We start from the raw sequence: 21,171 nt of genomic DNA on the forward strand, positions 1-21,171 counted from the left end.
TCGCCGGGCCCGTCCGCCGCCGCGCGTGCGGGGGCCTTCGCGCCGAGTGCCGTGCCCACGCGCCGGTCGACCCCGCCCGCACGGCCGTACGGTGCGCCGCTGCCGCTGCGGCCCGGAACCGCCGTGGCCGAAAGCGCGCAATCCGCATGAGAACGTGCGCTTCGGGCGGCGCCACCCCCCGACTGTGCGGGGACCCCGGTCGACGGTCTAGGGTTCGGCCCGTCCGCCGATTGACGAACCCACCCGGCGGAAACCGGACCGGAAGCGACAGCGAGGCGTGCGAGGCCGGAGGGGCAATCGTGCACGACGCGTCTGGGGGCTTTGACGATGGACCCGACACACCGGGGGCCGGAAGAGTTCGGCCGGGACAACGACGGCTTCGGTGACGGGCCGGTCCACGACCGTTCCCCGGACCCCCGGCCCCGCTCGGCCCAGGGCGCCGCCGGGGCTCCGGACCTCGGCCGACAGGCGCCGCAACAGGCGCGCTTCGTCCGCCTCATATCGGGCGACTACCTCCTCACCGTCAACCCGGTCGACGGCAGCGAGGTCGAACTGTGCCCGCCGGGGGAGCAGCCCCCCGCTCCGGTCCGGCGCACCGCGACCGGACGCGCCGACCACGAACGCGCCCTCGCCCCGCCCGTGCCGCCGGGACCGCCCGCCCCGCAGCTCCCGCTCCTGGAACGCGCCGAGGAACGCGGACGACTGGTGCGCCTGCTGTCCAGGGGCCGTTCGGTGCGGCTCACCGGACCGGCCGGGTCGGGCCGCACCGCCCTGCTGGACGCCGTCGCCGCCGACTGCGCCGGCCTCGCACCGGATGGAGTGGTACGGCTCTCCGGCTGCCGGAAGACCGCCACCGACCTGCTGTACGGGCTCTTCGACGCCGTGAACGAGGCGCCGTCGTACCGCCCCGACCGCGCCGCTCTGCTCGAAGAGGTCCGGCGCATCGGCGCCGTCGTCCTGCTCGACGACCTGGAGCTCGGCGGGGCCGCGCTGGAGGAACTGCTCGACGCCACCCCCGAGTGCGCCTTCCTGGTCGCGGTGACCCCGGATGTCGCCGCACCCGGCGCGGACTCGCACCTCGAAGAGGTCTTCCTCGCGGGCCTCGGCCGCGACGCCTCGGTCGAACTGCTGGAGCAGGTCGTCGAACGCCCCCTCACCGAGGAGGAGAAGAACTGGGCGGGCGACCTCTGGTTCGAGTCCGAGGGGCTGCCACTGCGCTTCGTCCAGGCGGGCGCCCTGCTGCGCCAGCGCGACCTGCTGCGCGCCGACCCCGAGGCGCACGGGGAGCACGGGCACGAGAACTGGCCCGCGGCTTCGCCCTTCGGACACGACGAGGCCGTCGACGGGGTCCACGTACCGCTGCCCGGCCTCGGTGACGGCGCGGCCCCCGCCGCACTGCTCGCCTCCCGGCTGAGCGACCCCGCCCGCGACACCCTGCGCTTCGCCGTGGCGCTCGGCGGCGAGGTACCGCACCAGGCCCATCTGCCGGCGCTCGTCGGCGACACCCATGCGGACGCCGCGCTCGGCGAACTGGCCGGCTGCGGGCTGCTCTCGCCGGTCGGTCCCCGCTACCGGCTGGCCGCCGGGGTCGCCGCCCAGCTGGAGGCCGCCGGATACGGCGAGGACGCCACCGACCGGGCCCGGACCGCGGCCCGGCACTACGCCTGGTGGGCCGGGCACCCCTCCGTCACCCCCGAGCGGGCGGCGGCCGAGGCCGACGCCGTCCTCGCGGCGATGGCACAACTGGTCCCCGGCGACGGCGCGGGACAGACCAGCACGGTCGTGCTGCTGGCCCGCAGCGCCGCCCCGGCCTTCGCGGCGGGGCTGCACTGGGGAGCCTGGGAGCGGGCGCTGCGGATCGGTCAGGAGGCGGCCAGGATCGCCGGAGAGGTCGCCGAGGAGGCGTACTTCCACCACGAACTGGGCGTCCTCGCGCTCCTCTCCGGCAACCCGGACCGGGCCCGCGCCGAGCTGGAGACGTCGATCGGCATGCGAGGGGCACTCGCCGACAAGTCGGGCGCGGTGGCCGGACGGCGCGCGCTCGCCCTGGTCGCCGACCGCTCCGGCGGGCCGCTGCCCGGCGCCCTCGCGCAGGTGGGCGAGGACGTGCCGTTCGCGGAGCCGGTGGAGCAGACGGCACCGTCCGCCCGCCCGGTGGCGGTCACGGCCCGGACGCCGGTGCTCTCACAGCCGGACGAGGGCCCCACCGCGGTGATGGCGCGGCAGAGCGCCCCCTCGGCCGCGCCCGCCGCACGGGGCGGCGGGTTCTCGGTGCTGGGCCTCGCCCGGCGCAATCTGGTCGCGACGGCCGCGGGCGTGCTCCTGGCCGGTGTGCTCGGCACCGTCGTGGTGCTGGGGCTGACGTCCGGCAACGACGACGTCCCGGGGAACCGGGGCGTCACGACCGAGCAGTCGTCCGGCGAGAAGGACGGCGGCACGGACCAGGACCCGGCCGACGCCCCGTCGAACGCCTCGACCCCCGGCTCCGCCCCCTCCAACGGCGAGGCGACGCCCGGCCCGTCGGTCAGCGAGATCACGCCGAGCGGGAGCGGCTCGCCGTCCACCGGATCGACGGGGCCGAGCGACACCCCGTCCTCGGACCGGCCGACCAGCGACGAGCCGTCCTCGGACCGGCCGACCAAGACGTCGAGCCCCACCAAGTCGTCCACCCCGACGAAGTCGGAAAGTCCCACCCCGACCCCCACGGAGACAGAGACCCCGGAACCGACGGACACGGCCACCGAGCCCGAGCCGACCTCGCCCGACACCTCCGACTCGGCGAGCGGACCCTCCTCCTCGTCGTCGTCCTCGGCCGCGTCGGCGAGCCCGGACGACGGCCCGGTGACGGCCTGAACCGCCCCCGAAACCGGCGGACGCCGGACGTGACACACACGTCCGGCGTCCGGAGGGGCGAGCGGGGAGGGGAGACGGGCGGGTGGGAAAACCGCGGCTGTCAGAAGAGCCGCAGCTTGTCGTCCTCGATGCCGCGCAGCGCGTCGTAGTCCAGGACGACACAGTCGATCCCGCGGTCCGTCGCCAGCACCCGGGCCTGCGGCTTGATCTCCTGGGCCGCGAAGACGCCCTTCACCGGGGCGAGATGGGGATCGCGGTTGAGCAGGTCCAGATAACGGGTCAGCTGCTCCACGCCGTCGATGTCGCCGCGCCGCTTCAGCTCCACGGCGACGGTCCCCCCGTCGGCGTCCCGGCACAGGATGTCCACCGGCCCGATGGCGGTGAAGTACTCGCGACGGATCAGGGTGTAGCCCTCGCCCAGGGTCTCGATCCGGTCAGCGAGGAGTTCCTGGAGATGCGCCTCGACACCGTCCTTGATGAGGCCCGGGTCGACGCCCAGTTCGTGGGACGAGTCGTGGAGGATCTCCTCCATCGTGATGATCAGTTTCTCGCCCGCCTTGTTCACCACGGTCCAGACGTCCGCGGTGTCGCCGGTGCCCTCCTTCAAGGTGCAGGGCGGTGACATCCAGTTGAGGGGTTTGTACGCCCTGTCGTCGGCGTGGATCGACACGCTCCCGTCCGCCTTCACCAGGATCAGACGGGGAGCGGAGGGCAGATGGGCCGTGAGCCGGCCGGCGTAGTCCACGGAACAGCGGGCGATGACGAGACGCATGGTCGGCAACGCTACTCGACGAGGGGCGCTCCACGCGATTCTCCCCCGTCACCCCCGTCACTCCGCCTCTCCGCCGACGAGTCCTGATCTGGCTTGCCCCTCTTTGCGCCCCTTCGTTGTTGGCCGGTTGTGTTCCCAATCTCCTGGTGCGGCCAGGACTGCGCCCGTACCGTGTAAGCGGGAGGTCGCCGTCTGTGTACGCTGCGTCGCCGTCCTCCTTCCCTGCCCGTAAGGCCCCGGCCAAGCTATCGGGGTCGCGAGAGGAGAACCCATGTCGCTCGACGTCTCACCGGCGCTGTTGGAACAGGCCGAGCGAGGCGAGGTCGACGAAGCAGACTTCGTCGACTGCGTCCGGACCTCCCTGCCCTACGCATGGGAGATGATCAGCTCTCTGGTGGCCCAGCTGAAGGTGGACGGCGGAGAGTTCGCCGACAATCAGACGCCCCCGCCGGACGAGCAGGCCCGTGGTCAGCTGCTGCGCGCACTCGCGAGTGATGCGATCCGCGGTGCGCTCCAGCGGCACTTCGGGGTGCGTCTGGCATTCCAGAACTGCCACCGCGTAGCGGTGTTCCCGCTGGACGCCTCGTCCGACGAGCGGCTGGCCCGCTTCACCTCGGTGCGGGGCCAGTTGCTCAATCAGTCACCCCAACTGCGGGACTGTTAGGGCGTGTTGCGGAAGCCCCGTCGGGCCGGGTGCTCCCGGCCCGCCCTCGGCGGACGACGTTGCTTCCGCGGCACGCCCCGGGACCTGTCCGGTCGGTCGAGGCCGTACGGGTCCTGAACGCTTCTGCTGTCGTTCCGGGCCGGAGGAACTCCGGCCGGCTCCGGAGCGGCGGTGCCCGTACTTTTGACGAGGTGTCATGTGAGCAGCGGCAGCACTTCGGTGCCCAGCCGTGCCACGGTCTCCTCCGTGGCCGCCAGGTCCCCCGAGCCCTCCACCAGGAGTGCGAAGCGGGTGATGCCCGTCCGCTCGGCGGTGGCGGCGAGCCGGTCGGCGGCGAGCCGGGGCGGGCCCACCGGATGAAGCCCGCACAGGAATTCCGTGTACGCGACCGGATCGCGCATCACCCGGTGCCGTCCGTCGACCGTCACATGGGCGTCCAGCCCCTGTCGCAGCCAGCCGGGCATCGTCTTCACGAGCGTCTCCACGGCGTCCTCGCGCCGGTCGGCGAGCTGGGCCACCCCCGCGGAGACGTGCCCGGCGGCGCGGACGCTCTCGGGCGAACGGCCCGCGGCGAGGGCGGTGGAGCGCCACAGGGCGACCATGTCGGCCTTCTCCTCGTCCCCGCAGTGCATCCCGAGCAGCATCGGCAGGCCGTTCTCCGCCGCGAGCCGCACCGTCTTCGGCGAGGTGCACGCGACGACCACCTCCGGGCCGCCGAGGCCGTCGCCGCCCTCGTCGATCAGCTCGTCGGCCCGGGGGACCACCGCGACCTCGCGGAAGCCGTACAGCTCGCCGCGCCCCGCCACCCGCGGCTCGCGCAGCCAGTCGAGCAGCAGCCCCAGGGACTCCGGGAAGCCCTTCTCATACGCCTCCAGGCCACCCCCGAACACCTCCAGGTCGACCCACGGTCCGCCCCGGCCGACGCCGAGGGTGAACCGGCCGCCGCTGGTGAGGTGGAGCAGCGCGGCCTGTTCGCCGAGCGCGACCGGGTGCTGGGTGGACAGCACGCTGACCGCCGTGCCCACCCGGATCCTGCGGGTGCGGCCGAGCAGCAGCGCGGCCAGGGTGACGGCGGACGGGCAGACCCCGTACGGCACGAAGTGATGTTCCGCCAGCCAGACCGAGTCGAGTCCGGATTCCTCCGCCACCTCGGCGGACCGGACCGCGCGGTGCAGCGCTTCCCCCGGCCCCTGCCCCGGAAACTGGGCTGCCAGTACGAACGTTCCCACACGCATCGCCAATTGCCTCCTTGCGGCCGACGCGGCTCTCCCCTACAGGCAACAACGTCTGACACGTGCCAAGGGCACGGGCCGGAGGCAGGTTGTTGCGATTTTCCGGTAACTCGCCCTCTTCGGGGGTGGCGCCCCGGACGGTGCCCGGCGCCGTCATCGGCCGAATGGCCCTACGCTGGACGGGAACTGCCCGGCTCGTTCTGTGAGGTGTCCGTGTCCCCGCGCCGAAACCGCCCCCGAGGCGGCGAGAGTCCCCACGACAGCGCGGCGGAGCCGGGGTCCCGGTACGGCGGCGGCGGACGCACGGAGGAGTGGCGGGGCGAGCAGTGGTCGGTCCGCCCGGTGAGCGGGGCGAGCGCGGTGGGCAAGCACTACCGCTGCCCCGGCTGCGACCAGGAGATCCCGTCCGGCGTCCCGCATCTGGTGGCCTGGTCCGAGTACGCCGGGATCGACGACCGCAGGCACTGGCACAAGGCGTGCTGGAACGCGAAGGACCGCCGCACCACGCAGGTGCAGCGGTCCAGGAACGCGCCTCGTTACTGAGGGGCGGGCGAGGTCAGACGTCCCGGCGGTCCATGGAGAGGCAGGCGCAGACCAGCGCCACTGCCGAGACGACGAGCATGATCCACAGCGGGTCCCAGCCGGACGGCCCCGAATCGGCCACCGGGGCCGAGTAGAACGCGCTGAGCTGGTTGGGGATCGAGTACTCGAAGAGCTTCATCCGCAGGGTGGCGAGCGACGACGAGAACATGAACATGGCCAGCACGAGCGGCAGCAGCACCACGCCGATCATGATCGTGATCGCCCCGGCGGAGTGCCGGATGAGGGCGCCGACCGCGAGCGAGAGCAGGCCCAGCGTCGCGGTGTAGAGACCGACGCCGACCGTCGCGCGCAGCCAGGCCTCGCCGGAGGGCGTCTCGCCGCCGACGATGGCGGTCTGCGCCGCCGCGACCAGGGCGGTGGTCACGGTCGTGATGACGAAGGTGAGCAGGAAGAAGACGATCGCCTTCGCGCACAGCACCCGGGCCCGGCTGGGGCAGGCGGTCAGCGTCGTACGGATCATGCCCGTGCCGTACTCCGACGCGATGGTCAGCACGCCGAGCGTGATGACGCAGAGCGAGCCCAGCAGCACTCCGTAGAAGCCGAGGCTGAGCACCGGCATCGAGCTCATGTCGGCATCGGCGGCACTGACCGCGACCGCGGCCAGCAGCCCGATCCCGACCAGCAGCACGACCATGACGCCGAGCGTCCAGATCGTGGAGCGCACCGAACGGATCTTGGTCCACTCGGAGGCGAGCGCGTCGCCGAGGGTCGCGGCGCGCACCGGGATGGGCGAGGTGTAGGGGCCGAGCGCGGCCGACAGGTCCTGCTCTCGGGACGGTGCCTGCGGGGGCGGCGGCGTGGTCATCGGGCGTCCTCGCTGGTGTCGTGCTTGGTCGGGTCCGCGGGAGCGGCGGGTACCGCAGGGGCTGCGGGCGCGGCAGGGGCCGCAGGAGGGGTGGGGCCGGGCGGGGTCTGCGCGTACGGGTTCTGTCCGGGCGGCGGCGGGGCGTACCAGTTGTGCTGCGGGGCCTCCGGGACCGGCGGCTGCGGGACTCCGTGCCCCTGGTGCACCGGCTGCTGGAGGCCGGCCTTCTCGTCCGCCGTCGAGCGGTAGTCCACGACGCCCTGCGTCATCCGCATGTACGCCTCCTCCAGCGACGCCTGGTGCGGCGAGAGCTCCCACAGCCGGACGTCCGCCCCGTGCGCCAGGTCGCTGATCCGGGACAGTGGGAGCCCGGTGATCCGCAGGGCCCCGTCCGGCTCGGGCATGACCCGGCCGCCCGCCTCGGTGAGCGTGGCGGTCAGCTTCTCGCGCTGCTCGGTGGCCCCGTCCGCGACCCTGACCCGGGCGAAGTCGGCCGAGTTGGCGGAGATGAAGTCCGTGACGCTCATGTCGGCGAGCAGCTGCCCGCGGCCGATCACGATCAGCTGGTCGGCGGTGAGCGCCATCTCGCTCATCAGGTGGCTGGAGACGAAGACCGTGCGGCCCTCGGCCGCCAGCATCTTCATCAGATTGCGGACCCAGAGGATGCCCTCGGGGTCGAGGCCGTTGACCGGCTCGTCGAAGAGCAGCACCTGCGGGTCGCCGAGCAGCGCCGCCGCGATGCCGAGCCGCTGGCCCATGCCGAGCGAGAAGCCCTTGGAGCGCTTTCGCGCCACGTCCTGGAGGCCGACGACACCGAGCACCTCGTCGACCCGGGGGGCCGGGATGCCGGCCAGCTGGGCGAGCGAGAGGAGGTGGTTGCGGGCGCTGCGGCCACCGTGCACGGCCTTCGCGTCCAGCAGCGCGCCCACCAGCCGCGGCGCGTTCGGCAGGCTGCGGTAGGGGTGTCCGCCAATGGTGACGTGACCGGAGGTCGGCCGGTCCAGGCCCAGGATCATGCGCATGGTGGTGGACTTGCCCGACCCGTTGGGACCGAGGAATCCGGTGACGGCACCCGGCCGCACCTGGAAGGAAAGGTTGTACACGGCCGTCTTCGCACCGTAGCGCTTGGTCAGGCCGACTGCCTCGATCATGCTTCAGCCCCATCGACTCACATCTGTCGTCGGGGTCGGGCCGAGCGGCCGCACACCCCCGTAAGAGTTAGGAGGATATCCAGCCCTTGACGGTTCCGGCCAAGCCGTCCCGGGGGCGCGCCGTACCCGGGCCCCGCAGTCCCGCCCCGCGCCCCGTCCACCGGCCCTCGGAGGCCGGATGCGGCTTCTGCGTCACGCGTCCCGTTTCTTGAGCACGAGATAGCCGCCGACCAGTGCGGCAGCCACCCAGGCGGTCAGGATGCCGAGCCCGCCCCACGGCCCGTACGGCGCCGGATTGCTGTTCATCGCGTCCGGGACCACCTGCATGATCTTGGAGCCGGCCTGGTCGGGGAAGTACCGGGCGACCTTCTTCGCCCCCGGCACCACCGACAGGATCTGGGAGACCAGGAAGAAGAACGGCATCAGGATGCCGAGCGACAGCATGGAACTGCGCAGCATCGTCGCCACGCCCATGGAGAAGATGCCGATCAGCCCCATGTACAGGCCGCCGCCGACGACCGCGCGCAGGACGTTGTCCGCGCCGATGGCGGTGCGGTGCTCGCCGAGCAGGGCCTGACCGAGGAAGAACGAGGTGAAGCTGGTCGCGATGCCCACCACCAGGGCCAGCAGACCGGCCACCACGACCTTGCTGAACAGGAACGAACCGCGCTGGGGCACCGCCGCGAGCGAGGTCCGGATCATGCCCGAGCTGTACTCCGTACCGACCACCAGCACCCCGAAGACCACCATGGCCAGCTGGCCGAGGACCATGCCGGAGAAGCTGATGAGGGTCGGGTCGAAGGTGGCCCGCTCCACCACGGGGAGGTCATTGAACTGAGCGTTCATCAGGGCGCAGAGCGCCGCGCTCATCGCGACGGTGACGACGAACGCGGAGATCAGCGTCCAGACGGTCGAGGAGACCGTACGGATCTTGGTCCACTCGGACGCCAGGACCGCGGGTACCGGTGCCATCGTCGTCACACCTCCGTGCCGTCGGTCCCGGCGGGTCCGCCGCCGGTCCGCCGGTCCCACTGGTCGCCCCAGCGCGGACCTGCGGGCGGCGGCGCCGGACTGTGGTCCGCGTGCGCGTGGTACTCCACGGAACCCGCCGTCATCTGCATGAACGCCTCCTCCAGGGAAGCCCGCTGGGAACTCAGCTCGTGCAGCACGATCTGGTGCTGCGCGGCGAGCTCGCCCAGCGCCTCGGTGGTGGCACCGTCGATTTCCAGCGTGCCGCCGCCCGACTCGACCGCGATCAGGCCCGCCTCGTGCAGCACGTCCAGGAGCCGCTCCCGCTGCGGGGAGCGCAGCCGCACGTAGCTGCGGGAATTTCGGTGGATGAAGTCGGCCATCGACGTGTCGGCGAGCAGCCGGCCCTGGCCGATCACGATCAAGTGGTCGGCGGTGAGCGCCATTTCGCTCATCAGGTGGCTGGAGACGAAGACCGTGCGGCCCTCCACGGCGAGCGTCTTCATCAGGTTGCGGATCCAGTGGATGCCCTCGGGGTCGAGGCCGTTGACGGGCTCGTCGAAGAGCAGCACCTGCGGGTCGCCGAGCAGCGCCGCCGCGATGCCGAGCCGCTGGCTCATGCCGAGCGAGAAGCCCTTCGACTTCTTCCGCGCCACCGCGGTCAGACCGACGGTGTCCAGCACCTCCGCGACCCGGCTCTCCGGGATGCGGTTGCTCTGCGCCAGACAGAGCAGGTTGTTGTACGCGCTGCGCCCGCCGTGCATCGACTTCGCGTCCAGCAGCGCCCCGATGTACTTGAGGGGCTCCTCCAGCTCGCGGTAGTGCTTGCCGTCGATGCGGACCGAACCGCCGGTCGGGTTGTCGAGATCGAGCATCATCCGCATCGTCGTGGATTTGCCCGCCCCGTTGGGCCCCAGAAAACCCGTCACCATGCCGGGTCTGACCTGGAACGAGAGCCGGTCGACGGCAACCTTGTTGCCGAAGCGCTTGGTGAGGCCATCGAGCTCGATCATGCGCTCACGCTAGAACGGCCGCGCGCCCGGCGCCACCACAGGGGCGGAGCCGGGCGCGCGAGGAGGGCGCCGAAGATCCGGGCCGAGGGCCGGTCAGGATCTTCGACGCCCTCCGGAAGCACTCAGAACCTCTCGGAGTGCGGACCTACCGCAGGGGTGTCCGGGTCAGTGGCTCTGCTGGGCCGGGACACCACGGGTGACCGGCTCGTCGTCGGCGGGGGAGCCGGCGGCGGCCACCGCGGCGCCGGTCAGCGTCGCCAGCATCTCGCGGACGTTGGTGAGCTGGGCGTTGATCGAGTCGCGGCGGTTGGTGAGGGCCGCCAGCTCGCGCTCCGATTCGCTGCGGATGCGGTCGGCCTTCGCGTTCGCGTCGGCCACGATGTCCTCGGACTGGCGCTGCGCGGTCTCCACCGTCTGACGGGCCCGGCGCTCGGCGTCCGTACGGAGCTTCTCGGCCTCCAGACGGAGCTGCTCGGCGCGGTGCTCGATCTCGGCGAGGCGCTTCTCGGCCTTGGCCTGACGGGACGCGAGGTCGCGCTCCGACTGGTCGCGGCGCTTGGCCAGGTTGGTCTCGAAGTCCGCGGCGGCCTGGGCGGCCTTGGCGCGGGTCTCCTCGAAGAGGGCGTCGGCCTCCTCGCGCTTCTGCGCGGCGTCCTTCTGGGCCTCCGTACGCAGCGAGCCGGCCTCACCCTTGGCCTTCTCGATGATGCGGACGCCCTCGTCCTCGGCCTTCGCCTTGCGCTCGGCGGCGAACGTCTCGGCGTCGTTGCGCACCTGCTGGGCGGCCGACTCGGCCAGCTCGCGGTGCTGCTCGGCGGCGCGACGGGCCTCCTCGCGCAGGTCCTTCGCCTCCTCCTCGGCCAGGCGGAGGATCTTCTCCACACGCGCGCCGAGACCGGCGTACGACGGCTCCGCGTCGTTCACCTGGGCCTGGGCGTTCTGCGTTTCGAGGTGAAGTTCCTCGATGCGCTTTTCCAGAGACGTGATGCGGGTGAGAGCACTATCACGGTCGGCGACGAGCTTGGTAATGCGGTCATCCACCTGACCGCGGTCGTATCCACGTCGCACGAGCTCGAAGCCGAAGGGGGAGGAAGGGTCGCTCATGGGGTTCCTGTCGAATGAGACCGGTGAGGTGTTAGAGGGAATCCTAGGGGCCCGGACGGCGTGTCATCGAGTGGATGCCCTTTTGGTCTGGAGAATGACACCTCTTTTGGGTGGCTGATTCCCGCAACTCTTGCCACTCGGAGGGCTGAACGTTCCTGGCGAAGCACGGGACGGGGCACGGTGACTACCCCTCGGACGACTTGCCACCCGAACGAGTGCCTGCGGAGGCCCCGGCTTTGACGCCGCCAGAGGAGCCGCCCCCGCCCTTGCCGTTCGTCGGCGTCTCGAAGGACTCCAAGGCCTCCAGCACGTCCTGGACCCGGGAGATCTCGGTGTTGATGTCCTCTCGGCGCCGCACCAGCAGATCGAGCTCGCGCTGCCCCTCGTCCACCATGCGCTTCGCCTCGGCCTCGGCCTCGGTCCGCAGCTTCTCGGCCTCGCGGACCACCGTGGCCTTCTTCTGCTCGGCCTCCTTCAGCAGCGACTCGGCCCGCTTCACCGCCGCGATCCGGACCTTGCTCGCCTCGGAATTGGCGTCCGCCAGCAGCTCCTTGGCCTTGGCCTCCGCCTCGTCGCGCTGCTCCGTCGCCGCCTTCATCAGGTTGTCGACGCGCTCGCCCGCCGTCTTCATCTGCTCGGCGGTCTCCCGCCGGGCCCGGTCGTGCAGCTCCTCGATCTCGCCCTCGATCCGGGCCCGCAGCTCCTCGGCCCGCTCCCGGATCGCCGTGGCGTCCCGGCGCGCGCCGACCAGCAGCTCGTCCGCGTCCGTACGGGCCCGCTCCACCAGCGAATTGCCCTCGACGGTGGCCTCCGAGGTGATCCGCACGGCCTCCTTGCGGGCCGCACCGACCATCGTGTCGGCCTGCTTCTCGGCCTCGGTGGCCGTGCGCAGCGCCTCCTCCCGGGCCTTGTCGATGAGCTGATCGGCCTGCTCCGCCGCGTCGGCCCGGCGCTTGGCCGCAGCCTCCCGCGCCTCGTCGAGCAGCCGGTCCGCCTCCTGACGGGCCTCCGCGCGCATCTGCTCGGCCGCCGTCTCGGCGTCCGTGCGCAGCCGCTCGGACTCCTCGCGGGTACGGGCCGCGTGCTCCTGCGCCGAAGCGACGGTCGCCGCCGCCTCGGCCCGCAGTCGCTCGGCCTCGTCCGCGGCCTCGCCCGTCACCCGGGCCGCCTGCTGCGTGGCCTCCTCGACCAGCGCGCCCGCCTGCTGGGTCGCCTCCTCGACGAGCGCGGTGGCCTGCTGCGTCGACTCCGTACGGGCCCGCTCGGCCTCGTCCGCCGCCTCGCCCACCAGCCGGTCGGCCTGGGCAGCGGCCTCCGAGCGCATCCGGTTGGCGTCCTCGCGGGCCTCGGCACGGCTGCGCGCCGCGTCCTGCTCCGCCGAGGCCAGCGCGTCGGACGCCTCGGTGCGCATCCGCTGGACGTACTCCGCGGTGTCCGCGCGCAGCCGCTCCGCCTCGGCGGTCGCGTCGGCGACGGTCCGCTCGGCCAGCTCCTTCGCGGCCTCGGACGCCTCCTGCGCCTCCTGACGGGCACGGGCCGCGTCCTCGCCGGCCCGCTCCCGCTCCGCGTACGCGTCGGTGCGGACCCGGTCCGCCTCCTCCTGCGCCTCGGCCTTCATACGCTCCGCGACGTGCTCGGCGGCCGAGCGCAGCCCGGCGATCTCCGCCTCGGCCTGCTCCTGGAGCCCGCTGACCGAATCCCGCACCTGCTGGGCGGTCTGCTCGGCCGCGGAGACCAGCTCGGTCGCCCGGCCGTCCGCCTCCTCGACCAGCCGCTGGGCCTCGGCCTGGGCCTCCTCGACTCGCTTGCGGGCGGAGGCGAGCAGCTCCTCGCTCTGTTCACGGGCCCGCTCGCGCTCCTGGCCGGCCTCGGCGCGCGCCGCTTCGAGGGTCTCCTCCGACTCCCGGCGGCGCCGGTTGGCCTCCTCCTGGGCGGCGGCCAGCGCCTCCGCGGCCTCCGTGCCCACCCGCTCCGCGGCGGCGGCGGCCTCGGAACGCAGCCGGTCGGCGCTCTCCTGCGCCTCCGACTTGAGCCGCTCCGCCTCGGCGGCGGCCTCGGAACGCAGCCGCACGGCCACGGCCTCGCCCTCGGCCCGCGACTGCGAGGCGTCCGCCGCGGCCTCGTTCCGCAGCCGCTCCGCCTCGGTCTCCGCCTGCTCCTGCAGCGCCCGCAGCCGCTCGGCGGCCTCCGTGCGCAGCCGCTCGGACTCCTCGTTCGTCTCGCGCCGGATGCGCTCCGCCTCGGCGCGCGCGTCCGTGAGCTCCTGCTCGGCGGTGGCGACCCTGGCCCCGGCCTCCGTGTGCAGCCGGGCCAGCTCCTCGGCCGCCTCCGCCTGCCGGGCCGCGACCGCGCGCTCGGTCTCCTCGCGCAGCTCCGCCGCGGCCTCCTCGGCCGCGGTGGTGGTGGCGAGGGCCTGCTCCTCGGAGTCGGTGCGCAGCTGCTCGGCCTCGGCACGGGCGCGCTCCAGCGCCTCCTCGGCCTGCTTGCGCAGCGCACCGGCACGCTCGGCGGCCTCGGTGCGGACCCGCTCGCTCTCGGTGCCCGCGGCGCCGCGCAGCTCCTCCGCGTCCGCCTTCGCCTTGGCGAGCAGCTCCTCGGCGGTCTTGGCGCCCTCCTCCAGCTGCTGGACGGCCTCGCGCCGCGCCTCGCCCCGGATCCGCTCGCCCTCGGCGACCGCCTCGGAACGCAACTGCTCGGCCTCGCCGCGCAGCCTGCGCGCCTCCTCCTGCAGCTCGACCGTCTTGGCGCGGTACTCCTTGGTGTCGTCCTTGGCCGCGCCCTTGAGCTGATCGGCCTGTTCGGCGGCCTCGCCGCGCAGCCGGTCCGCCTCGGCCTCCGCCTCGCGGCGGATCCGCTCGGCCTCCTCGGCGGCCGAGCGGGTGGTGGACTTCGCGTCCTCGGACGCCTTGGACAGCACTTCCTCGGCGGTCCTGGCGGCCTTGGCGAGCTGGGCCGCGGTGTCCTCGGCGGCGGCCGTGCGGGCCTTCTCGGTCGCCTCGGACTTCAGCCGGTCCGCCTCGGCACGGGCATCGGCGAGCGCCTGCTCGGCCTCCGCCTTCAGGGTCTCGGCCTCCTTGGTGGCCTCGCCGACCAGCCGCGCGATCTCGGACCTGGCGGTACGGGTGCGCTGCTCGTTCTCCGACTCGGCGGCGGCCAGCCGCTTGACCGCGGCCTCCTTGGCCTCGGAGGTGACCTTCTCGGCCGCCAGCCGGGCCTCGCGCAGCTGGGTCTCGGCCTCCTGCATGCGCTGTTCGGCGGCCCGGTTCAGCTCGGCGGTCTGCTGACGGGCCTGCTCGGTCTCGGCGGTCGTGGCCGTACGCAGCTGCTCGGCGTGGCTGGTGGCCTCCTGCGCCTGGCTGGAGGCGGCGTTCAGCATCCGCTCGGCGTCCTTGCGGGCGCGCAGCAGGATGGCCTCGGCCTCGGTACGGGCCGACTCCGCCTCGGAGCCGAGCCGCTGCCGGGTCTCCTCCGCCAGCCGGGCCGCCTCGGTGCGCGCGGCCGTCAGGGCCTGCTCGGCCTCGGCCCGCGACTCCTCCATCAGCCGACGGGCCTGGGACTCCGTCCTGGCCCTGAGCTGCTCGGCCCAGGCGACGTTCTCGTTGACGTGGGACTCGACGGTCCGGCGGCGCTCCGCCAGCTCCTGGTCGAGCTGCTGGCGCCGCTGCACCGCCTCGTTGTGCAGCTCGGCCTGGAGCCGCGCCTGGTGCTCGGCGTGCTCCTGCAGGATGCGCTGCGTCTGCGCACGGGCCTCCCGCAGCTCCCGCTCGGCGTCGGTCCGCAGCTGCTCCGCCTGGATCTGGGCGTTACGGAGCAACTGCTCGGCCTGATAACCGATGTCCGCGCTGTCGTAGGCAGGACGGGTCGCGAGATTGCGCCGAGCCTCGTGCAGCTTGGCGCGCAAGACCTCGACCTGGTAACCGAGGTCCTCGGCGTGCTGGACGGCCTTCTCCCGGTCGGTCTTCAGCCGGTCCATCTCGGCCTCGAACCGCGAGAGATGGTCGTCTTCAGCCCGGTGGCTCTCCTGGCGTTCGTAGCCCCGCACTGCGCGGTCCCATCCTTCCCCGAGCTCTCAACTTCTTCCCCAAGCTCTCAACTTCGTTCGAGCAGGGGATGCCCCATTGAGCAGGGGGAGACCCCAACCCTGGTCGCAACTCTCCGGCGAGTACCGTTCGCCGGTGAACGGTCTCCCGGGGAATGGTGACAGATCAACGGCTGGGGACGCGGCGCGGCCCCGACCCGGCCCCGGCCCGGAACAGCCCACTCTACCGGGCCGGGTATCCGGAGGTCAGTGCTCCGCTGCGGACGTGACCAGTTCGGTGAGCACGCCGTGGCAGTCCTTGGGGTGCAGGAAGGTGATCCGGGACCCCATCGACCCGGTCCTGGGCTCGTCGTACAGCACCCGGACCCCCTTCTCCCGGATGTCCGCCGCGTCGGCGTCGACGTCCGCCGTCCCGAAGGCGATGTGGTGGACCCCTTCCCCGTTCTTGGCCAGCCACTTGCCCACGGCGGAGTCCTCCCGGGTCGGCTCCAAGAGCTGGAGGTAGGAGGCGCCGCCGTCGGACGTACCGTTGATCCTGAGCATGGCCTCGCGCACGCCCTGCTCCTCGTTGACCTCGGAGTGGTACACCTCGAAGCCGTAGGTCGAGCGGTAGAACTCGACGGTCTCGTCAAGGTTGAAACAGGCGATCCCGATGTGGTCGATTCGCGTCAGCATGTCACCAGTGCAGCGCCACACGGATGGTTACGCAACGTGCGCGCCATCACACCCGCTGCCGGATGACGGGCGCGGTACCGCTCAGTACATTCGAGTAAACCCTCGTTCACTTCTCATCCCAAGGGGCTGCGCCTCATGTCTGGAACGACCGGTACCACCTCAGTGATCGTCGCGGGCGCGCGTACGCCCATGGGCCGTCTCCTCGGCTCGCTGAAGAGCTTCTCCGGGGCCGACCTGGGAGGCATCGCCATCAAGGCCGCGCTGGACCGGGCCGGCATCGGGGGCGACCAGGTCGAGTACGTGATCATGGGCCAGGTGCTCCAGGCCGGTGCGGGCCAGATCCCGGCGCGCCAGGCCGCGGTCAAGGCGGGCATCCCGATGAACGTCCCCGCGCTCACCGTCAACAAGGTGTGCCTGTCCGGGCTCGACGCGATCGCGCTCGCCGACCAATTGATCCGCGCGGGTGAGTTCGACGTCGTCGTCGCCGGTGGCCAGGAGTCCATGACGAACGCCCCGCACCTGCTCCCGAAGTCCCGCGAGGGCCACAAGTACGGCGCGATCGAGATGCTCGACGCGATGGCGTACGACGGTCTGACCGACGCCTTCGAGAACATCGCGATGGGCGAGTCCACCGAGAAGCACAACGCCCGTCTGGGCCTGACCCGCGCCGACCAGGACGAGATCGCCGCGCTCTCCCACCAGCGCGCCGCCGCCGCCCAGAAGAACGGCGTCTTCGAGGCCGAGATCACCCCGGTCGAGATCCCGCAGCGCAAGGGCGAGCCGGTCCTCTTCGCCAAGGACGAGGGCATCCGCCCGGAGACCACCGCGGAGTCCCTCGGCAAGCTGCGCCCCGCGTTCGCCAAGGACGGCACGATCACCGCCGGCACCTCCTCGCAGATCTCCGACGGCGCGGCCGCGGTCGTCGTCATGAGCAGGGCCAAGGCCGAGGAGCTGGGCCTGGAGTGGATCGCCGAGATCGGCGCCCACGGCAATGTGGCGGGCCCGGACAACTCGCTCCAGTCGCAGCCGTCCAACGCCATCAGGCACGCCCTGAAGAAGGACGGCCTGGAGGTCGGCGACCTCGACCTGATCGAGATCAACGAGGCGTTCGCCGCCGTCGCCGTCCAGTCCATGAAGGACCTCGGCGTCACCCCGGACAAGGTGAACGTCAACGGCGGCGCCATCGCGCTCGGCCACCCGATCGGCATGTCCGGCGCCCGTGTGGTGCTGCACCTGGCGCTGGAGCTGAAGCGGCGCGGCGGCGGCACCGGCGCGGCGGCGCTGTGCGGCGGCGGCGGTCAGGGCGACGCGCTGATCATCCGGGTCCCGGGCAAGCAGTAGGCGGCACTCCGGCGGTACTCCGCCGGTACTCCGGGCAAGCAGTACGCGGTACACGTAGAGCACGCAGCGAGTGAACGGAGCGGTGATGGTGGACGTCCCCACCCTGGTCGAGCAGGCACGTGCGGGTCGGCCGCGGGCCGTGGCCCGGCTCATCTCCCTGGTCGAGGGGGCATCGCCGCAGCTGCGCGAGGTGATGGCGGCCCTGGCGCCGCTGACGGGCAACGCGTACGTCGTCGGCCTGACCGGCTCGCCCGGTGTCGGCAAGTCGACATCGACGTCGGCGCTCGTCACGGCGTACCGGCGGGCCGGCAAGCGGGTCGGCGTCCTGGCCGTCGACCCGTCCTCGCCGTTCTCCGGCGGGGCGCTGCTCGGCGACCGGGTCCGGATGTCGGAGCACGCCTCCGACCCGGGCGTCTACATCCGCTCCATGGCCACCCGCGGCCATCTGGGCGGCCTCGCCTGGTCGGCACCGCAGGCGATCCGGGTGCTGGACGCGGCGGGCTGCGAGGTGATCCTGGTGGAGACGGTCGGCGTCGGCCAGTCGGAGGTGGAGATCGCCTCCCAGGCCGACACCTCCGTCGTCCTGCTGGCGCCCGGCATGGGCGACGGCATCCAGGCGGCGAAGGCCGGAATCCTGGAGATCGGCGACGTGTACGTCGTCAACAAGGCCGACCGGGACGGCGCGGACGCCACCGCGCGCGAGCTCAACCACATGCTGGGCCTCGGCGAGGCGCGCGGTCCCGGCGACTGGCGGCCGCCGATCGTGAAGACGGTCGCCGCCCGGGGCGAGGGCATCGACGAGGTCGTCGAGGCGCTGGAGAAGCACCGGGCGTGGATGGAGGAGCACGGGGTGCTCGCCGAGCGGCGCACGGCCCGCGCGGCCCGCGAGGTCGAGACGATCGCCGTCACCCGGCTGCGCGAGCGCATCGGCGACCTGCACGGCGACCGCCACATCGGCGCGCTCGCCGAGCGGATCGTGGCGGGGGAGCTCGACCCGTACGCGGCGGCGGACGAGCTGGTGGCGGGACTCACCGGCGAGGCGTGAACGAGCCACGGATCGGGATGTGAACCGGGGTACGGACCCGGGACGTGAACCGGCCGGGACGGCCCCGGTCGCGGCGTGCGGGCCGCGGCCGGGGCCGTTTCGCGCGCGGGGGAGGGGATTGGGCTCCGGACCGCGTGCGGCGGGGGCCGGAGGCGTCCGGGCGCATGCGGCCGTGTCCAGGTGCCGGGCCGCGGCGGGCCGTTGGGGCGTGCGTCCCGCCCGCAGTTTCTGAACGGTCGTCAGCAGTCCGTCCCGCAGGGGGCGTTTCCCGGTGCTCGGCGCTGTGAGCGGTGACGTGTCCGTGGCAGGATTGCCGCCGGATGCGCGCACGGGGTGTCCGACGAATCATGCCTACGACGGGGGGAGTGGCGCATGCTGGGTCCACTGCGGGAGGACTCGCCGAGACGGATCGGGCCGTACGGGATACGGGCCCGGCTCGGCGCGGGCGGCATGGGGGAGGTCTTCCTCGGCGTCCGGGACGACGGCGGGGAGCCCGTCGCCGTCAAGACGGTCCGCCGCGACGTGGCCCAGAACCCCGGCTTCCGCACCCGCTTCCGCCGTGAGATCGACGTCGCCCGGTCCGTCGTCGGCCCCCATCTCGCCCCGCTGCTCGACGGGGACGCCGACGCCGAAGTGCCCTGGCTCGCCGCCGGATACGTGGCGGGCCCCACCCTGTCCGCCGCCGTCCGCGGGGCCGGTGCCATGAACGAGGCCGAGGTGCGGATGCTCGGTGCCGGGCTGGCCCGCGCGCTGGCCGCCGTGCACGGGGCCGGGATCGTCCACCGCGACGTGAAACCCGGCAACGTGATGCTCGCGGCGGACGGGCCGCGCCTCATCGACTTCGGGATCGCGCGGGACGCCGGCGCGACCGCGCTCACCACCACCAGCCGCATGGTCGGCAGCCCCTCCTTCATGTCCCCGGAGCACGTGGCGGGCAGCGGACGCGTCGTATCCGCGTCCGACGTCTTCTGCCTCGCCTCCCTGCTCTGCTTCGCCGTCACCGGCCGCGAGCCCTTCGGGGACGGCCCGGTCGCCGCCGTGCTCTACCGGGTCAAGTACGTCGAGGCCGATCTCGACGGCGTTCCGGACGCGCTGCGGGCCGTACTGGAACGCTGCCTGGTGGCCGACCCGGCCGCCCGCCCGAGCGCCGCCGCACTCGCGGAACTGCTCGACCCCGGTGCCGCCGGGCGATGGCCGGAAGAAGTGGCGCGGCACATCGGCGAGTACGAGCGCGAGCTGGCCCGGGTCGTGGCCCTGGGCGGACCGCTGCTGCCGGGATACACCCCGACCGAGGCGACCGCCGACAGCCGCCCCGTACCCCACCAACTACCCACCCGGGGAACGGACTTCACCCCCGATCTGCACATCGCCCCCACCCAGGGCCCCGGCCTCGCCGCCCCGCCCCCGCGCCGCTCCCGGCGCACCCTGGCCCTCGCCCTCGCAGCGCTGATCGTGCTGGGCGCGGCCACCGGGGGCATCCTGGCCTGGCGCGACAAGGGCGGTGCCAACGAGGCGGCCCCCGGCGGCGGTTCGTCCCGGGGCGGCGGCCCTGCACAGGGCGCCCGGATCGTGGCGGGCGTGGACGAGAACGGCGGCCCGGACGCCTCGGGCACCGTCCCGTACGGCCGCGACGTCCGCCCGGCGGGGTGGAAGAAGTCCTGGAAGGGCAAGTTCGCAGGCAAACCGATCGGCTGTTCCGCGGGCCGTGACGCGATCGTCTGCCGGCTCACCGACGGCACGTACGAGGCGCTGTCGGCGGCGGACGGCCACAGCATGTGGACGCTCGACACCGGGCAGACGTCGCGGAGCGCGGGCTGGGGGCCCACCGGCCAGTTCTTCATGCCGGCCGGTGCCACCCGCCCCACGGTGTACGACGACTCCGTCCTGCTCGCCGCGGGCGGCCATCTGCAGTCGCTGGACGCCAGGACCGGGACGGTGCGCTGGGAGGTCCGGGGCGGCGGCGCGCACGACCTGGAGAGTGCCCCGCTGGTCCTCGACGGCCTGGTCTTCGCCGCCACCACCCGGGTGTCCGAAGCCGCGCAGCTCGCCGCGTACGACCTGAGGACCGGCACCGAGAAATGGCACGAGCCGCTCGCCCCCGAGGGCATCTCCAAGGGGCAGGGCGGCAACTTCTGGCCGGTCGCCACCGACGGCAAGGTGCTCTACGCGATCGGCGAGGAGGCGCCGAAGGCGTTCCGGCCGAAGGACGGCACCCCACTGGGCACGGCCGGCGGCGAGGCCGTGCAGGGGGTCGGCGAACGGACGAACTCCGGCTGCGGGCACCTGCGGCTGCAGGGCGATTCGGCCTTCTGCACGACGTACGTCCGCGGCGACGACCCGTCCGGCTTCGACCAGAACATGATCATGCTGCGGTTCGCGGCCGGGACTCTGGAGTCGCGGGGGAAGGTGCCGGTGGACTCCGCGCTGCTCTCCGAGACCACACTGGTCGCGGTCCACGACGGGCTGGCCGTGGTTCGCAGGGGCGGCAACGAGTACGTGCCGGACGTACCCGCGGAGATCGTCGTCATGCGCCTCGCCGACGGCCGGCCGCTGGCCAGGTACCCGATCGGCGGGAAGGCGGCGCAGGGCATGAGCAACCCGGTCTCCAACCCGCTGATCGTGGCCGACACGCTGGTCTGGGCGGACAGCACCACGCTGTACACGGTCGCGCTCCGTTCCGACGGCGCCCCGGGCTCGCCGACCGGGACCCGGCTGCCGGGCGCCCCGGGCCCGCGCCGCACACCCACGTACGACAAGGCCACCGAGGGCATCGAACTGGACAAGGAGCTGAACGACCCGCAGGTCCTGCCGGTCGGTGGCGTCGTGCACGTCGTGTACGGCGAGGGCACCACGGTCTCCGTGCCGCTGCCCGGGTGAACCACCGCGAGGACGAGGGGATCGCACA

General features: G+C 72.9%; 15 protein-coding genes. 6 read left to right on the forward strand and 9 right to left on the reverse strand.

Features of this window, described 5'->3' with window-relative positions:
* Window positions 1–327 precede the first annotated feature (327 nt).
* Complete coding sequence (locus ACWCXX_RS18135; protein WP_451128285.1) at window positions 328–2,853, forward strand: ATP-binding protein; 2,526 nt, start codon at window positions 328–330, stop codon at window positions 2,851–2,853.
* A gap of 100 nt (window positions 2,854–2,953) precedes the next feature.
* Here ACWCXX_RS18135 and nucS read toward each other — a convergent pair whose 3' ends face one another.
* Window positions 2,954–3,625 (reverse strand): endonuclease NucS, encoded by a 672-nt coding sequence (nucS, locus tag ACWCXX_RS18140; protein ID WP_148839250.1) that lies wholly within the window; start codon window positions 3,623–3,625, stop codon window positions 2,954–2,956.
* Between the two features lie 271 nt (window positions 3,626–3,896).
* Between nucS and ACWCXX_RS18145 the strand changes: the two genes are divergently transcribed.
* Entirely contained in the window at window positions 3,897–4,289 is a 393-nt protein-coding gene (locus ACWCXX_RS18145; RefSeq protein WP_451128287.1) for an SCO5389 family protein, read from the forward strand.
* Window positions 4,290–4,483: 194 nt separating this feature from the next.
* Here the strand turns inward: ACWCXX_RS18145 and ACWCXX_RS18150 are convergent, their stop codons facing one another.
* Entirely contained in the window at window positions 4,484–5,524 is a 1,041-nt protein-coding gene (locus tag ACWCXX_RS18150) for an LLM class flavin-dependent oxidoreductase (protein ID WP_451128289.1), read from the reverse strand.
* A gap of 210 nt (window positions 5,525–5,734) precedes the next feature.
* Here ACWCXX_RS18150 and ACWCXX_RS18155 point away from each other — a divergent pair, with 210 nt between their 5' ends.
* A complete protein-coding gene (locus ACWCXX_RS18155) occupies window positions 5,735–6,064 on the forward strand; it encodes an ATP/GTP-binding protein (protein WP_451128291.1) in 330 nt (109 codons plus the stop codon).
* Between the two features lie 13 nt (window positions 6,065–6,077).
* Here ACWCXX_RS18155 and ACWCXX_RS18160 read toward each other — a convergent pair whose 3' ends face one another.
* The 7 genes from ACWCXX_RS18160 to mce form a co-directional block, all read right to left on the reverse strand.
* Window positions 6,078–6,929: an ABC transporter permease subunit gene (locus ACWCXX_RS18160; protein ID WP_451128293.1), complete on the reverse strand. Its 852-nt coding sequence runs from the start codon at window positions 6,927–6,929 to the stop codon at window positions 6,078–6,080.
* The gene (locus ACWCXX_RS18165; RefSeq protein WP_451128295.1) at window positions 6,926–8,080 is read right to left on the reverse strand and encodes an ABC transporter ATP-binding protein; all 1,155 of its coding nucleotides are present in this window, start codon (window positions 8,078–8,080) and stop codon (window positions 6,926–6,928) included. The genes ACWCXX_RS18160 and ACWCXX_RS18165 overlap by 4 nt, the downstream gene beginning before the upstream one ends.
* A 192-nt stretch (window positions 8,081–8,272) precedes the next feature.
* Window positions 8,273–9,052, reverse strand: a complete 780-nt coding sequence (locus ACWCXX_RS18170) for an ABC transporter permease (RefSeq protein WP_451128297.1) — start codon at window positions 9,050–9,052, stop codon at window positions 8,273–8,275.
* Window positions 9,053–9,057: 5 nt separating this feature from the next.
* Window positions 9,058–10,062, reverse strand: coding sequence for an ABC transporter ATP-binding protein (locus tag ACWCXX_RS18175; RefSeq protein WP_451128299.1), 1,005 nt, complete (start codon window positions 10,060–10,062; stop codon window positions 9,058–9,060).
* Between the two features lie 165 nt (window positions 10,063–10,227).
* Window positions 10,228–11,166, reverse strand: coding sequence for a cellulose-binding protein (locus ACWCXX_RS18180; RefSeq protein ID WP_451128301.1), 939 nt, complete (start codon window positions 11,164–11,166; stop codon window positions 10,228–10,230).
* Window positions 11,167–11,350: 184 nt separating this feature from the next.
* On the reverse strand, window positions 11,351–15,208 hold the full coding sequence (gene scy, locus ACWCXX_RS18185; protein ID WP_451128303.1) for a polarized growth protein Scy: 3,858 nt from the start codon (window positions 15,206–15,208) through the stop codon (window positions 11,351–11,353).
* Between the two features lie 243 nt (window positions 15,209–15,451).
* The gene (gene mce, locus ACWCXX_RS18190) at window positions 15,452–15,880 is read right to left on the reverse strand and encodes a methylmalonyl-CoA epimerase (protein ID WP_451128305.1); all 429 of its coding nucleotides are present in this window, start codon (window positions 15,878–15,880) and stop codon (window positions 15,452–15,454) included.
* A 135-nt stretch (window positions 15,881–16,015) separates the two neighbouring features.
* Here mce and ACWCXX_RS18195 point away from each other — a divergent pair, with 135 nt between their 5' ends.
* From ACWCXX_RS18195 to ACWCXX_RS18205, 3 genes are all read left to right on the forward strand, one after another.
* Window positions 16,016–17,221, forward strand: coding sequence for an acetyl-CoA C-acetyltransferase (locus ACWCXX_RS18195; protein ID WP_451128307.1), 1,206 nt, complete (start codon window positions 16,016–16,018; stop codon window positions 17,219–17,221).
* A gap of 85 nt (window positions 17,222–17,306) precedes the next feature.
* The gene (meaB, locus tag ACWCXX_RS18200) at window positions 17,307–18,266 is read left to right on the forward strand and encodes a methylmalonyl Co-A mutase-associated GTPase MeaB (protein WP_451128309.1); all 960 of its coding nucleotides are present in this window, start codon (window positions 17,307–17,309) and stop codon (window positions 18,264–18,266) included.
* A 372-nt stretch (window positions 18,267–18,638) separates the two neighbouring features.
* Window positions 18,639–21,143 carry a protein kinase domain-containing protein gene (locus tag ACWCXX_RS18205; RefSeq protein ID WP_451128311.1) on the forward strand — a complete coding sequence of 835 codons (2,505 nt, stop codon included), beginning with the start codon at window positions 18,639–18,641 and terminating at the stop codon, window positions 21,141–21,143.
* Window positions 21,144–21,171 lie beyond the last annotated feature (28 nt).

It is taken from the genome of Streptomyces sp. NPDC001732 (assembly GCF_053596315.1).

Bases quoted from the DNA above. Each gene is read 5' to 3' on its own strand.
- ACWCXX_RS18135 (WP_451128285.1), top strand. From the start codon at position 328: ATGGACCCGACACACCGGGGGCCGGAAGAGTTCGGCCGGGACAACGAC.
- nucS (WP_148839250.1), bottom strand. From the start codon at position 3,625: ATGCGTCTCGTCATCGCCCGCTGTTCCGTGGACTACGCCGGCCGGCTC.
- ACWCXX_RS18145 (WP_451128287.1), top strand. From the start codon at position 3,897: ATGTCGCTCGACGTCTCACCGGCGCTGTTGGAACAGGCCGAGCGAGGC.
- ACWCXX_RS18150 (WP_451128289.1), bottom strand. From the start codon at position 5,524: ATGCGTGTGGGAACGTTCGTACTGGCAGCCCAGTTTCCGGGGCAGGGG.
- ACWCXX_RS18160 (WP_451128293.1), bottom strand. From the start codon at position 6,929: ATGACCACGCCGCCGCCCCCGCAGGCACCGTCCCGAGAGCAGGACCTG.
- ACWCXX_RS18165 (WP_451128295.1), bottom strand. From the start codon at position 8,080: ATGATCGAGGCAGTCGGCCTGACCAAGCGCTACGGTGCGAAGACGGCC.
- ACWCXX_RS18170 (WP_451128297.1), bottom strand. From the start codon at position 9,052: ATGGCACCGGTACCCGCGGTCCTGGCGTCCGAGTGGACCAAGATCCGT.
- ACWCXX_RS18175 (WP_451128299.1), bottom strand. From the start codon at position 10,062: ATGATCGAGCTCGATGGCCTCACCAAGCGCTTCGGCAACAAGGTTGCC.
- ACWCXX_RS18180 (WP_451128301.1), bottom strand. From the start codon at position 11,166: ATGAGCGACCCTTCCTCCCCCTTCGGCTTCGAGCTCGTGCGACGTGGA.
- mce (WP_451128305.1), bottom strand. From the start codon at position 15,880: ATGCTGACGCGAATCGACCACATCGGGATCGCCTGTTTCAACCTTGAC.
- ACWCXX_RS18195 (WP_451128307.1), top strand. From the start codon at position 16,016: ATGTCTGGAACGACCGGTACCACCTCAGTGATCGTCGCGGGCGCGCGT.
- meaB (WP_451128309.1), top strand. From the start codon at position 17,307: ATGGTGGACGTCCCCACCCTGGTCGAGCAGGCACGTGCGGGTCGGCCG.
- ACWCXX_RS18205 (WP_451128311.1), top strand. From the start codon at position 18,639: ATGCTGGGTCCACTGCGGGAGGACTCGCCGAGACGGATCGGGCCGTAC.